Annotated in this window: 18 protein-coding genes; 3 read left to right on the plus strand and 15 right to left on the minus strand. The window is 37.7% G+C overall.

Annotation, left to right across the window (positions count from 1 at the left end; genetic code table 11):
- Window positions 1-380 precede the first annotated feature (380 nt).
- Complete coding sequence (locus RGU12_RS20325; protein ID WP_309537667.1) at window positions 381-557, plus strand: aspartyl-phosphate phosphatase Spo0E family protein; 177 nt, start codon at window positions 381-383, stop codon at window positions 555-557.
- A gap of 223 nt (window positions 558-780) precedes the next feature.
- On the opposite strand, the gene RGU12_RS20330 is transcribed toward RGU12_RS20325, so the two are convergent.
- The 14 genes from RGU12_RS20330 to RGU12_RS20395 form a co-directional block, all read right to left on the minus strand.
- Window positions 781-1,392, minus strand: a complete 612-nt coding sequence (locus RGU12_RS20330) for an FMN-binding negative transcriptional regulator (protein ID WP_309537668.1) — start codon at window positions 1,390-1,392, stop codon at window positions 781-783.
- Window positions 1,393-1,484: 92 nt separating this feature from the next.
- Window positions 1,485-1,883 carry a VOC family protein gene (locus RGU12_RS20335; RefSeq protein ID WP_309537669.1) on the minus strand — a complete coding sequence of 133 codons (399 nt, stop codon included), beginning with the start codon at window positions 1,881-1,883 and terminating at the stop codon, window positions 1,485-1,487.
- A gap of 459 nt (window positions 1,884-2,342) precedes the next feature.
- The gene (locus RGU12_RS20340; RefSeq protein ID WP_309537670.1) at window positions 2,343-2,987 is read right to left on the minus strand and encodes an O-methyltransferase; all 645 of its coding nucleotides are present in this window, start codon (window positions 2,985-2,987) and stop codon (window positions 2,343-2,345) included.
- An 86-nt stretch (window positions 2,988-3,073) separates the two neighbouring features.
- Entirely contained in the window at window positions 3,074-3,562 is a 489-nt protein-coding gene (locus RGU12_RS20345) for a hypothetical protein (protein WP_309537671.1), read from the minus strand.
- Window positions 3,563-3,820: 258 nt separating this feature from the next.
- The gene (locus tag RGU12_RS20350) at window positions 3,821-4,111 is read right to left on the minus strand and encodes a MazG nucleotide pyrophosphohydrolase domain-containing protein (protein WP_309537672.1); all 291 of its coding nucleotides are present in this window, start codon (window positions 4,109-4,111) and stop codon (window positions 3,821-3,823) included.
- Window positions 4,112-4,210: 99 nt separating this feature from the next.
- Window positions 4,211-4,768: a hypothetical protein gene (locus RGU12_RS20355; RefSeq protein WP_309537673.1), complete on the minus strand. Its 558-nt coding sequence runs from the start codon at window positions 4,766-4,768 to the stop codon at window positions 4,211-4,213.
- Window positions 4,769-4,810: 42 nt separating this feature from the next.
- Entirely contained in the window at window positions 4,811-5,287 is a 477-nt protein-coding gene (locus RGU12_RS20360; RefSeq protein ID WP_309537674.1) for a DinB family protein, read from the minus strand.
- A gap of 127 nt (window positions 5,288-5,414) precedes the next feature.
- A complete protein-coding gene (locus tag RGU12_RS20365; RefSeq protein ID WP_309537675.1) occupies window positions 5,415-6,938 on the minus strand; it encodes an AMP-binding protein in 1,524 nt (507 codons plus the stop codon).
- On the minus strand, window positions 6,931-7,854 hold the full coding sequence (locus RGU12_RS20370) for an SDR family NAD(P)-dependent oxidoreductase (RefSeq protein ID WP_309537676.1): 924 nt from the start codon (window positions 7,852-7,854) through the stop codon (window positions 6,931-6,933). The genes RGU12_RS20365 and RGU12_RS20370 overlap by 8 nt, the downstream gene beginning before the upstream one ends.
- A gap of 298 nt (window positions 7,855-8,152) precedes the next feature.
- On the minus strand, window positions 8,153-8,611 hold the full coding sequence (locus RGU12_RS20375; protein ID WP_309537677.1) for a hypothetical protein: 459 nt from the start codon (window positions 8,609-8,611) through the stop codon (window positions 8,153-8,155).
- Window positions 8,612-8,665: 54 nt separating this feature from the next.
- Complete coding sequence (locus RGU12_RS20380) at window positions 8,666-8,983, minus strand: hypothetical protein (RefSeq protein WP_309537678.1); 318 nt, start codon at window positions 8,981-8,983, stop codon at window positions 8,666-8,668.
- Between the two features lie 68 nt (window positions 8,984-9,051).
- The gene (locus RGU12_RS20385) at window positions 9,052-9,708 is read right to left on the minus strand and encodes an MOSC domain-containing protein (RefSeq protein WP_309537679.1); all 657 of its coding nucleotides are present in this window, start codon (window positions 9,706-9,708) and stop codon (window positions 9,052-9,054) included.
- A 22-nt stretch (window positions 9,709-9,730) separates the two neighbouring features.
- Window positions 9,731-10,249 (minus strand): HXXEE domain-containing protein, encoded by a 519-nt coding sequence (locus tag RGU12_RS20390; protein WP_309537680.1) that lies wholly within the window; start codon window positions 10,247-10,249, stop codon window positions 9,731-9,733.
- Window positions 10,246-10,824: a DJ-1/PfpI family protein gene (locus RGU12_RS20395; RefSeq protein WP_309537681.1), complete on the minus strand. Its 579-nt coding sequence runs from the start codon at window positions 10,822-10,824 to the stop codon at window positions 10,246-10,248. Before RGU12_RS20395 ends, RGU12_RS20390 begins: the two co-directional genes overlap by 4 nt.
- A gap of 236 nt (window positions 10,825-11,060) precedes the next feature.
- Here RGU12_RS20395 and RGU12_RS20400 point away from each other — a divergent pair, with 236 nt between their 5' ends.
- Window positions 11,061-11,513, plus strand: coding sequence for a LytTR family DNA-binding domain-containing protein (locus tag RGU12_RS20400; RefSeq protein WP_309537682.1), 453 nt, complete (start codon window positions 11,061-11,063; stop codon window positions 11,511-11,513).
- Between the two features lie 11 nt (window positions 11,514-11,524).
- A complete protein-coding gene (locus RGU12_RS20405; RefSeq protein WP_396232413.1) occupies window positions 11,525-11,926 on the plus strand; it encodes a DUF3021 domain-containing protein in 402 nt (133 codons plus the stop codon).
- A 100-nt stretch (window positions 11,927-12,026) separates the two neighbouring features.
- Here the strand turns inward: RGU12_RS20405 and RGU12_RS20410 are convergent, their stop codons facing one another.
- Window positions 12,027-13,139, minus strand: a complete 1,113-nt coding sequence (locus RGU12_RS20410) for a M20 metallopeptidase family protein (protein WP_309538303.1) — start codon at window positions 13,137-13,139, stop codon at window positions 12,027-12,029.
- Window positions 13,140-13,191 lie beyond the last annotated feature (52 nt).

The raw sequence follows: 13,191 nt of genomic DNA on the forward strand, positions 1-13,191 counted from the left end.
CTCCTTCAGTTTGGTATTTTGTGTCAAGTGTGTAGATTCATGTAAAATTCAGGAGAAATAGTACTTTTTTAGGACTTTTGGATTATAAAGTGATAAAGGAATATTTTTGTGATTACCATGTTACGAGAGAAGTGGGGAAGGAGTTACACTTTTGTTATAGCGGAAATTTAAAAACGAATCACAAGCAAAAAACTTGGATTCCCTATCCCAGAATGAATCTTTCGTAAAGAGGAAGTTATTTTCGTTAAATTTTTGTCACATTCTTTTTAGCTTCTTTTGACTTATTTTGTCGAAGGTCTTTTCTTTTTGTTAAGAATTTTGCATAATATTGTTTGGGTTTGTTTTAAGTAAAGCTTTAAATTAATAAAGAGGTGTAAAAATTGTTACAAGAAAGCACACAACTTAATAGGGAATTTCTTATATTATCAATAGTCCGAAAAAGAGATGAAATGATTCGTCTTGCTGCTTTAAATGGGATGTTAAACAGTGAAACCCTAAAATGTAGTCAAGAACTCGATCGTCTATTAAATGCTTTTAAAAAGTATCAAATTCATTAATTTCCTAAAGAGGTGTCCTACGTCAGCCTGCACACTTATTTCATTGGTGACACCATTTTCATACCTTTTTCTTTTTACTCCTTTCACCTCCTCATATGGTTCCACCATACTAGCCTAACTTTTTTATAAAGCTAATCCGCTTAATTTACCAAAAAAAGCGATAATCCGTAATTGGACTACCGCTACCGAAGACTAACCTATTCAAAATCAAATCGTATTTCCTTTACTTTTGTAGATTTTTCTTCATTAACGATGCTATTTGAAGATTTTCTTGGTGGGAAGTGTTTTCTAATTGTTTTATTATTAACTCTTGTCGTTCTACAGGATGATTTTGACTTAATTTAGCCTTTGCTTCTATTTTTGTAATGTTGATTCTAAATGCTACAATCCCCTTGTTCATTCCTTCGATAAAGTTGGGGTCTACATCACTTAAATTGTATGGACTATCAGGACTTTCATATTTTTTTACCATATCATTTAAGGAATCAAGTATTACTTCTTGATTTTTTATAATCTCCATCTTTCCATATACATGGATTGATACATAATTCCATGTAGGTACTGCTTTCATTGTTTCGTACCAAGAAGGAGAAATATAACAATGAGGACCTTGAAAAATAACAAGAATTTGTTGGTTTTCGACATCCTTCCATTGCTCATTTGGACGTGCAAAATGACCGTACAAAGCATGTTCATATTTGTTTAATACGAGTGGAAGATGCGTAGCGTAAGGTTCTCCTTCGTGCATAGAAACTAAAGTCGCGAAGCTATAGTTTTCTATAAACTCATAAATCGTGCTTTCATCCTCGATTTTAAACTGTTTGGGTATATACATATTGGTTCACCCTTTCCGTGCTAATTAAATTGTGAAATTTCAACAAAAAAGTGCATGCTTCTTTTTTGTCTATAGCCCCTGACCCTAAAAAACTATTGAGGAGCCACAAGTTCTACTTTTATTCGATCTGGGTCTTCAAAATAAACAGCATAGTGGTCATCTCCCCCAGCAAAAGGGTGCTTTTTTGAATAAAGAATGTTGATTCCTTTTTCTTTTAATTTACTTGTCATTTCATCCACGTGCTGACGTGAACTTGCATGAAACGCCAAGTGATTAAGACCTACCCGGCATCTATGATACGGAATATCTAAAAACCTGTCCTCTGTTTGTACAAAAACGATGTATGTGTCATCCATTTTCCAACTTCGTCCACTTTTCCAATCTTGAAACGGAGTGTAGCCTAATTCTTCAAGAAACCAACCCCAAAAATCGACTGTCCTTTTTAAATCTGATACATATATTTCAATATGATGGAGCAACCCCTTTGCCAATAAAAACACCCTTTCTTTTCCACTATGCTGCTTGTTAGTATGATATTCTTAAAATAAGGATCATTTCTAAAAGATTGTTGCTTTTAAAACATAGGGTGATTTCCGCTTCTGGTACTCGCTTTCCGCGGGCGATCCGCAAGCCTCCTCAGGCCTACACGATGTAGGTCACGAAGCCGTTGCCACAGGACGTGGCGCTCTTAGGCTTCGAACATTAATTGGTCTCGCTTGGCTCGCTATTCCCGCAGGACGTTGAGTTTGCTTCCTAGAAACTTCACCGCACGAAGAAAATGCCAGCATTTTCGAGGATCTCGTACCATCCGCTGAAATCACAGGAAGGTCAATAATTACTATTTTTCTTCGCACAATCTTTTCCAAAAACAACAAAGTTTACGAAAACAGCCTAAAATAAAGACTATCATTTAATGACCTTATTTTCGCTCTTTCAGCCATTCCTCTATGCTAGACCAATTTTTTTATTTTTGAAACAACCAGCCCATCACCGATTGGAATAAGTACAGATTCTAATTGAGGTTGGTTAGCAACAGTAGTATTGAATTTTTTCATAAATTCAGTATGTCGGCTTGGTTCAGCTTGCTCGTCTGCGACTGTCCCTCTCGCAAGTACATTATCACAAACAATTAGAGCATCATTTTCTGAAAGTTTAATACAGTAATTCAGATAGTTTTCATAGTTTTCTTTATCTGCATCGATAAAGAAAAAATCAAATCGTTTATTGGTGTTAATTAGGTGTTCAAGATTTTGCAATGCCGGTCCTACCATATAGGAAACTTGGTCACCAAAACCTGCTTTAGATAAATTCCTAGACGCTAACTCTGCGTAGTTCTCTACTAATTCAAGTGAGGTTAATCTTCCTTCTTTACCGAACCCTTTAGCAAGACAAATCCCACTATAGCCCCCAAGCGCTCCAATCTCAAGAACATTTGTTGCTCCTGAAATTGATACTAGTAACGTAAGAAACTTCCCAGTAGAAGGAGATACTGAAATTGATCGCATACCATTCTCTCTTATAGAAACCAGAACCTCTTCCAAAATGTCATCTTGATTATAAAAAATTGAATCAATGTAACTGTTAATTTGTTTCATTACAATAGATCTCCTTTTGGTATACAAATTTATACAACTAGTCAATGAAAAGGAAAAAATAATTGATATGAAGATAGATTTCCTTATTATGATGATACCAATAGAGTCCAATGAATATTAGGCTTCTCTTTAGTAATCCTGATTTCAATAGCTGGTGAAGCTTCTATATGAATAAATGAATCTTCTAATTCTAAAACAACCGAGGTTAATTTTTCCTCCTTCAATTCACTAAAACCATAGCCCCATACTTTTTTAATTAAGTTTTTACTTGTAGAGTAGCTTGAAGCAGGAATTAAATACTTCTCATTAAGACTATCAATCACTTCATATTCAAGTGAATCTGGTTCTCCTTGTTCATTCAATATAAGGATATTTTCCCCAGTTTCTAGCTCTTCCCATTCAAAAAGCCAAAATCTTTCATCCATGTTTACATGAGATGTTTGGAATCTGATAAGTGGCTTCGAGCAGTGTAAAATAAGTTCGCCATTATTGTTGTATATATGAAGGAGTTTCCCGTAAATCCCCTCCATTGCCATTCCTTTTATCTTTTTGATAACATGTAAATCTAATTTCATATTTTACTCCTTTGACAATTTTTTTCATAACAAACCCGCATCTTAGTTATTTCTTACTTACCAAAACACATTGCAGCCATACAACAAAAGCTGACAATATGGCTTTTTTACACCTGATTGAAGAATTACCCTTTATAGATAAAAAATACGTCTCTATTAAATAGGGACGCATTTTTGCTTATATTATTTTTTGTATAGATCAATAATTGGACTATATCCTGTCCTTCTTCAAAACTTTCACTATCTTGCGCCGATCACTTATTTATATTTTTCTTTATTGAATTCTTCCTTTAGGCGAAAACACTCTTCTAAATCAATATTATAAATATTTGCTAATCCAATCACATAGTACAGAACATCGTATAGTTCTTCTTCAATTGTGCCTTTAATGGTGCCTTGTTGTTCCATTCGTATATCCTTACGTAATACTTCTGCGAGCTCACCTACTTCTTCAATTAACTTTTGAAAGTAGGCATTTTTTAGTTCAGGTTTATAGTCCCTCTCCTTTATGTAATTCTGCATTTCTTTAATCGTCATATTGGTATCCATTTTATCTCCCTTTTTCTAACGATACATACCTAACATTTATCTATGTCTTGTTTCATCCACACTCTAACTGTAAGATTTCTTCCAAAAGAATGATATCCATTACAAGGCTATATCCTGGAGATACCAATCTTCATTTATCTTTACGAAGGTTAAATTGAAGTATCTAGCTTCCAGAACCGCAACACTTTCCCCACTATAATGTGGACGAATTGTTACTTCTGCTCTATTATCCATAGGTTCAAATGAAATCCCTTCGATATACCAACTTTCTAAGGTCTGATTATCCGTATTATAAGTGACTTTTCTTTCATAACTTTGTGTTATCGCATATATTTCACCATTCTTTTTTTCGAAACGAAGTTCATCAGAGGTATGTTCATTCAACCTTTCCACATTTTCGTTCTGTAAATCATAAAAAAAGAAAGATGTATTCATGTTAATGTATGGGGTGTTTGTGAATTGGTACTTGTATTGTCTTTCAATATCCCGTAATGCCTCTAATTCCTTTTCTGTTTCCATGGCTTCATCTTTCAAGATTTGGATCTCTTCTACTAATCTCTCAACTTTCTTAAAATCTGTGGAAACTTCTTTGTTTTGGCATCCAATCATTACACTTAAAAACGCAAATAACATAAATATTTTTTTTATTTCACACACCTCATTTTGAACTCTTCCTCTTCCTTGAGAGACTATTGCTTATTATTCGAAAAGCCCTCTAGAGATTACATTTGCTGTCACAGGTTCCCGTCCAAGTTCTCTCGCCCACACGGACAACTGACCAATGTGGTGTATTTCATGAGCTATAACATGCCGCATGATTTCGCCTTGCTTAAAGGTTTCACTTTGGCCATTAGGATAGGTAATGGTAACGGGTTCTGAGTCCATTTCATTTGACCAAGACATAATAAACGGTTCAATTTCTTTATGAAACTGGTTGGATAGAACTTTCACTTTTTCCAAGCTAGCGTAATCCTCAAATGGTGGTTCTCCTGGATCTCGTTGTGTTCTCAAAAGGTGAATCCAACTTCGTTCTACCTCCGCGATATGAAATAGGGTGTGCAGGATACTGCCGACCCCACCAACCCGTTTCTTAAGTAATTCCGCTTCAGGTACATCTTCGCACCATGTAAACCAATCATCTCTAACCTGCCAGTTATATCGAAATAGCGTTTTCATTTTTATATACCCTCCCAAAAGCGTAATCTTTAGTTAACAATATCTGTAAGAATTCGACATTGATGTGCCAAATTCCTTTACTATTAACCACAACACTACAGCTAGCATATCATTTCTAAAAAGTCTTTTATTTGTCTATTTCTAGTTGTTTTTTATCAAGTTTGCCTAGAGGTGTATAGGGGAGATGGTCAACTATTGAGATTTCTTTTGGGAGCTGAAATCTAGCTAACCTAGGGCGGAGCCACTCTCGTAATTCTTCTTCTGTTAGGCTTGTATTTTTTTCTGGAACAACAATTGCTTTCAAGCGTTGGCCAAATTGCTCATCGTCGATTCCAATAATCGCAACGTCTAGAATGTGAGGGTGCTGGTTGAGGACTTGTTCAACTTCAACTGGGTAAACATTTTCTCCGCCTGAAATGACCATTTCGTCCATTCTTCCACACAAAAAATAATAACCATTTTTGTCACGATAGCCAGCGTCTCCTGTTCCAACCCAAATGTCCTTTCGAATGGACCAATCATTTTTAATATGGAGTTGACCGATTGTCCCCCTTGAAACTTCAGTTTTGTTGGAATCTAAGATTCTAATTTTAAGCCCATCTATCTTTTTACCGATGGTTGTCGCCGAATACATTAAATCCTGCGGGGTGGCAATGAAGTTCAAGCCTGATTCTGAGGTGCCGTACAAATTGTATAAGATTGGACCTAGTTTTTGAAACGTCTCATCAATAATCTTTGTTGGCAGCTTTGCACCTCCTGATGCGATACATTTGAGCGATTTTAAATGTTCATGGTTGGTCTGCAGCATTTTTTGGAGCATTAGTGGGACAACAGTGACGGACTCGATTTGTTGATCGTTTATGATTTCGCATGCTTTTTTCGCATTGAATCCGCTGGTGATGACTACCTTTTTTCCTAACGGTATGAATAACAGTAGAACAGCAATCCCATATCCATGATAAATTGGGGTTGCAATGAACGCATTGTGATAATCCAAAATCCGCAATCGCTTAATAAATGCCACAAATGGATGTAAATAATGAAAAAGTGACGGTTGATGTGCCGCATCCTTAGACATTCCCGTTGTACCGCTGGTTTGCAGTACGATTTTTCCTTTAGTGGTACGTGACAAGGCTACTTGGTTTGTCTTTGAGTTTAGAAAGTTATTGATAGCCTGTAGGTCAGGATGATAGCTTAGTATTTTTGGTTTAGAATAGTTATCAATGATGGGACTCAATTCAGCATCATAGATGATAAGGTCGAAACTGTGCCGCTCTGCAAAACCGTTGAACTGTTGTTTGCTAATTTCCGTGTTTAATAGATAGAGGTCTGCACCCACTCTAGACACAGCAAAAATCGTTTTTACGAGTGAGGCATGGTTTTTACATAAAATACCGACTTTCTGTCCAACTTGTAGGTCGGCTTTTTCTACCAGAGACTGAGCTAGTTTCGTCGATTGGTCTAGGAGCTGTTTGTAAGTGAGTGTTTCATGGTCGTCTACGAGTGCAATTCTGTTGGAGTATTTCTTTTCTGCAAAATGTAAGAGTGTCATCAAATTGATACCGCATGTAATGACCGACGTGAATAAGCGGTACAAACCCATGGGAGAAAGCAGTTTTATTTTATATAACACATAAAAAAGTTTAATCATTTTGCTTTCCCTTCTTTGAAAAATCTCTTAAATTCGTTAGGAAAATGGAGACCAGTTGTCCAAAAATAAGCCACCACGGTTGATACTTTTTCTTACGAGTGTACATTGATTTACAGATGATTTTTGCAGCATCGTGTGACGTCATTGCGGGCGTATTTCGATACCCTTCCGTTGGTTCAATCATGGGTGTCCGGACTAGTGGTAAATAAATGGAAGCAATAGCATCTTTGTTTAATTCAGGTGCAACCGATCTTAACCATACATCAAATGCTGATTTCGATGCCTGATAGGCCGCGAAATATGGAACTGGTGCTAATCTTGTGTTAACAGTCGATACATTGATAACCTGTCCTTGGCTTTTTTGTAGTGCCGGAATAATGGATAACATTATTTTTACGGGGGCAAAGTAGTTAATCGCCATTGTTCTTGTAAAATCGTGATATCGATCAAGAGAATCATAGATAGAGCGTCTTATGGAGAGACCGGCGTTATTGATGAAGATATCTATAGTTGGTTGATTGTGTAAAATGGCTAGCAAGTTGTTGAGCTCATCCTCTTTTCTAAGATCCGCTTGGATGATACTCACCTTGGTTGTTTGCTTTTCGATTGTATGTTTAATGGTTTCGAGCAGTTCTCCTCTTCTCGCGACTAGGATTAGATGACACTGGATGCCAGCTAATTGATAAGCCACCTCTTTTCCTATTCCTGAACTCGCACCAGTGATGACGATGGTTTTTCCAGTTAGTTGGGCGTGAAGTTTCTTTTTATTTAAATATGTAGGTAAAAATAAAAGGAATTCTATCAATCTTCGCATGTGGGCACCTTTTTCAAGATTGTTTTTTTGAGGATGAAGGACTTTTCCATGGACTTGGTGGCTTGTTTGGGTGTTCATCGAGCTTATGAATACTTTTTCCACGGGCTGGACTCTTCGTTTGGGTCTTCATCTATCTTATGAAGACATTTTCCACGGACCAGGCTGCTCGTTTAGGTTTTCATCGACCTTATGATGACCTTTTCCACGGACCAACCTGCTCGTTTGGGTTTTCATCGACCTTATGAAGACTTTTTCCACGGATTAAGCAACTCGTTTAGGTCTTCATCTATCTTATGAAGACCTTTTCCACGAAGCAGACTGCTCGTTTAGGTCTTCATCTACCTTATGAAGACCATTTGCCCTGACTAATCTCCTAGTTCGAGTTTTCACTACATAACTATTACTCTTTTATTAAATAAACAACATCATCTTCCCGCTTTACCTGAAACTTCAGGTCTTCGCTACTATTTAAAACAGTTGCTCCCCCCGAGGTAACATCCCCTGAGTAATAAATTCCATACCTGTTGTTAGTCGGGTATCCATAAACATAGCAAACTACTTTTCCATCCTGAAGAAACACGATTTGATTCATTCCCTCATTCACGGTTTCTTGAATGCGGTCCCATTTGTACCCGACAGTTTCATAGATTTCATTCTTCGGAGTGTATGGACTAAAAGAATAAACCGTATCCCATTCAAACGGCGTGACTTCGGTTAATTCAACTGTTTCGACGGATTGTCCAATCTTTAGGACGTTCTCCCGAAGCATGTCTTCATTCTTCTCCCACAGATCCTTTTTAAATAGAAAAAATAAAAGAATAACGCCCCCTATAAGAATGATTGTCTTTTTGTATTTCATTAAACTCCCCCTTAATAAGAGCGCTAATCCTCTCAGGATTAACTCCCCCATACACTACTCTAGATGTCGTTCAATATTGTACCAAGCATACAATCGCATTAGCGGAAGGTATAGGGCAACAATACCTATAAGCGAATATAAACTACTTGTTAGAAATAGAATCATAGCCAAAACAAATCCAAGAATCGCTTTAACGTTTCCGGAAGTTCCGTTTATTGGCTCATTCCCGACAAACACCGTTTCCCAGCCTTTTAACGATTTTGAATAACACCGATCATGATAAGCCCTGACACTGAGGAAATACGTTGTGATAACAAGATTGCTTTTATCTGTGATTTCTGCGGAACATCTGTCACAGTATATGTTTTTCATCCTTTCAACTCCCCGAATGAACTTGTTATCTCCTTTTTACGAATGTTCCCACAAAAGGTTTCAAAAAATTAGTGGCTAGCTTCTAATCGAGTTAACCGCTCATGCAACATTTCTTTCCACTCAACCGCCAATTCTTCAACTCCCAAAATCGTTTGGATCCCCTCAATATCTCTTGGCTTTTTATAATAAATCTCATTCGCTTCCAGAATAGAGACTTGCTTAGAGTTTCTCTCTACTAACGAAATCGTGGAGTCCATTCGTACCATTCCCTCATTTAAAACACGTGCCAAATAACCAGTAAATCCTGTTTGGACCATCATTTTTAGAAGATATGGGTTGTTTGTTCTTTTTGTAATGGTGCTGCATGGAATACGACCTTGGGTGATTTGGATAACTGCGTCCCCAATCTGATAAATGTCGCCGATACACACATCTTTCTCTTCCATATTCGTAAGGGTTAAGTTTTCCCCGAAAGTTGGAAGCGGAAACTGAACCAAAAATTCACTTTCCCACAGTGAATAATGTTCAAATGGATATACACAAACAGCACGGTCAGGGCCACCATGATGCTTTAAATCGGCAACTCCATCTCCACGGAAGCCGTCTTTTGTTAAAAATGCCTCTTCCACAGCTTGTTTACGAATCGCGGTTATTATTTCCTCATTTTTTCCGTACGTCATTTTTTTAGGTAGCCCAATTGAAAAATTCTTGATTTCGATTGTCATGGCTGTTCCCCCTTTCTATCTCTTATTCTACTATAAAGGAAGAGAAGATATGTGCCAATAAGGCAAGCGGACCTTGTACCACAAACCCAATTAGAAAATAGGTTACTAGTTTTTTTACCGTTACTTTTCCATTCATAATCAAAAATCTTGCCGTTACAAATGAATACGGTATTAGAATCAAAATTGAGGTGATCATTCCGGGCACATAGTCCTTGAAATACAAAAATTGCAGGACATGCCCGATAGCATTTGCCAAAATGATTCCTGGAACTAAAAACGAAAGATACGTTACTGGTTTCATTCCAAGGAAACGCCTTTCTCGAGATGTTTGATAACACCCAATCGATGCAATCACCCATAGCAGCGAAAAAGCAACTGCAAACTCTAGCGTTGTAACATGAAACGGAATGATATCTGAATGCTCGATTAGAAATGGCTCCACAGTAAATATTTCTTCGATGTCGTGAATGAGATATAGTGGTGGGAACAATAAGATAAACAAGTTTATTATTGAACTTTGATATTGTCCATAGCTGCTCATTTCACCCCTTCTTCCATCAATCGATTCCGTTCTCCTTTATAAAATTCTTTCGTAAAATCGGGATGGTTCAGTGCTCCAAGCTTTTCTGCGATGGCAAGTGCAAAGTCAACATAGGCATGGCCCTGTGCGGTGATCACATTTTCAGTCGTCACTACTGGTTCATAACGAAAATTTTCCTCTTCAAAACAGCCTAAAAAGTTTCGCTGCTCCTGATGGAGAGTGACTGTATATGGTTTGTCTTCAAGTACTCCCGCTTTTGCTAGCACATATGTACCACTGCATATAGCTGCAGTTAGTTTATGATGGTCGTTTAGTGTTTTCGTTAAATCATACAGTTCCATCACATCTTTCACATTGATCAGGTCTCCTCCAGGGATAATAATGCCCTCATACTCTGTTACATCCACCTGTTGAAACATCATGTGAGGTGCAAATTGAAGCCCTGACTCACCAGTGACTGTTTTGAGCGAATCCGCAACTGTTACGATCTCATATGTCCCTCGTAGCATGGCGGTGGCCACGGTTATCTCAAACTCTGAAAAAGAATCATAAATGACGAGTAATATTTTCTTCATAAAAAATCACCCCTTTTCTCTAGAGATTCTACAAGGTTGAAACATTTCCCTTCTAGGAAGCTACTAAAAAAAGAGGCATCAAGTAATGTGACTGGTTTCTTTCAGCATCTTACCCTCAATTATCTGCCACTTACCGGAATTATCCAGACATTAAAGGGAATTCCCAGTACAATGGAAAAAGAAGGAGTCGATAGTAAGAACGATTATCCTATATCTGAAATGAGGTGTCTAAAAATTTGAAGCTATTCGTAAATATTGATAAAGCGTTTAAAGAAGCGAAGGTAACCATCGAATCCCCGAATTTAGATGAAAACATTAAGGAGCTAATTGATTTTATTCACGAAAGAGAGCACCCGTTTATCATTGGAAGAAAGGGTGACATGCAGCATATTCTAACACCAGCTGATATTCACTATTTTCATACTGAAAACGAACAGGTTGTCGCCGTAACTGGGACAGATTCTTTTATTTTAAAAGAAAAGTTATATGAACTCGAGGCTTTGCTTCCTTCTTCTAAATTTATCCGTCTGTCTAAATCGGTGATTGCCAATTTGCATGAATTAAGCCGTTTTGAAGCGTCATTCAATGGGACACTCTGCGTGTATTTCAAATCCGGAAAAAAGGAATATGTATCCCGCACCTATGTGCCGTCCATAAAAGCCGCATTAAAATTGAATAGGAGGAAATGAGATTGAAAAAAATGTTATTCCGTAGTTTGTTAGGGATTTTCTTCGGTAGCTTTGTCGCGGTGCTTAGCACCAATTTAATATACCTGTTTGGTGGTATCGAAACGATAGAAGGAAGCTTATTTCTCAAGAACTCCATCGGTTCAATTCTTTGCGGATGGTTTTTTACAGTCGCCCCTTCGTACTTTGAAATTAGACAATTGAAACTTTACCAGCAAACGATCCTTCACTTTTTAACTGTTCTAATCCTCTACCTAATTTTGGCGCTTACGATTGGATGGATTCCGTTTACACTTAAAGGAGTTTTATTAACGCTCATCATCGCCGTAATTGTCTATGCAATCTTTTGGACTGCCTTTTATCTTTACTTCAAAAAACAAGCTAGGATATTAAACGCTGATTTAAAGAAACTATAATTTCACCGGATGTTGATAGGTAATGTTGGCAAATCCCTTGAGGCATTAGCTTCCGAGAGTTAATGCCTTTTTCTTGGGGATAGGCCTTGGAAAAGTTCAATTACTCCATCCCCACGATTCCTTTAAACATTTCTACCCCAGTTTCGATGATTTCATCGCGGAAATCATATTCAAAGGTGTGGATGGGTGGATGCTCTTCACCGTTTCCAATATAGAAATAAGCACCTGGTACAAGTTTTAAATAGTAGCCATAGTCTTCTGATGCACGGTACGGCGAGGTTAGCTCACGTAATGAAAATCCCTTTTTGGCAGCCACTTTTCGCACTTTATCAACCGATTCCTGATGATTGACAGTTTCCGGAAATTCATCCCGATCGTAAAAGTGAACCCCAATGCCTTGCTCTTTCCCCAGTTTTAATGCAAGGTCTTCGATTTTTTTTTGAAGCATTTTTAATTCTGCTTCTTTTTCAGCACGGATGGTAAGTCGCAGGACACCTTGATGGGCTGCAATCCCGTAATTTTCCGCACCAATCTCAACCTGAACAACCGTGCATAGAACGAGACCTTCGTACTGTTCTGGAGACGTAAGCTCTGGTAAAGCCTCTATGATTCTAGCAATTGCAAAGGATGGATTAATTCCATTCTCCGGTTGACTAGCGTGTGCTGGTGAACCCTTCATTTCAATGGACATCCCTTTAGATGCACAATGGGCTGTACCATCGATCACATGCACCGCATTGTACTCAATTCCTGACATATTATGATAGCCAAAAATTTCATTTATTTTTTCTTCTTTTATTACTTCTGTGCATTCAATGGCTCCTTGACCTGTCTCCTCTGCGTGTTGGAAGAGGAAAATAATATTTTGATTGGCTCCCTTCTGATCCACTTCAAGCGCAAATCCAGCTAGAGTAGCAGAATGTCCATCATGGCCACATTTATGAGAAACCCCCGGAACAGTAGACTTCCATGGAAGGTCAATGGTTTCAGGAATGGGAAGGGCATCAAAATCGGCTCTAAATGCAACAGTTGGTTTATCATCACCGGCCGTATATTTTGCATAAAAATAGTTCCCCTTATCGATGATTTCTAAGTTTGTTGTATGTTTTTTAAGGAAGTCCATTAAATGCTGTTTCGTCCAAACCTCTTGATAGGACAATTCGGGATGCATATGTAATTCGTGACGTAACTGAATCGCCAGTTTTAGATTCATTTTATCCACTGAGATTACCTCCTATCATGAACTAGACCCCCTTGTTGTAATG

It is taken from the genome of Ferdinandcohnia sp. QZ13 (assembly GCF_031324165.1).
GTDB lineage: Bacteria > Bacillota > Bacilli > Bacillales > Bacillaceae_L > Ferdinandcohnia.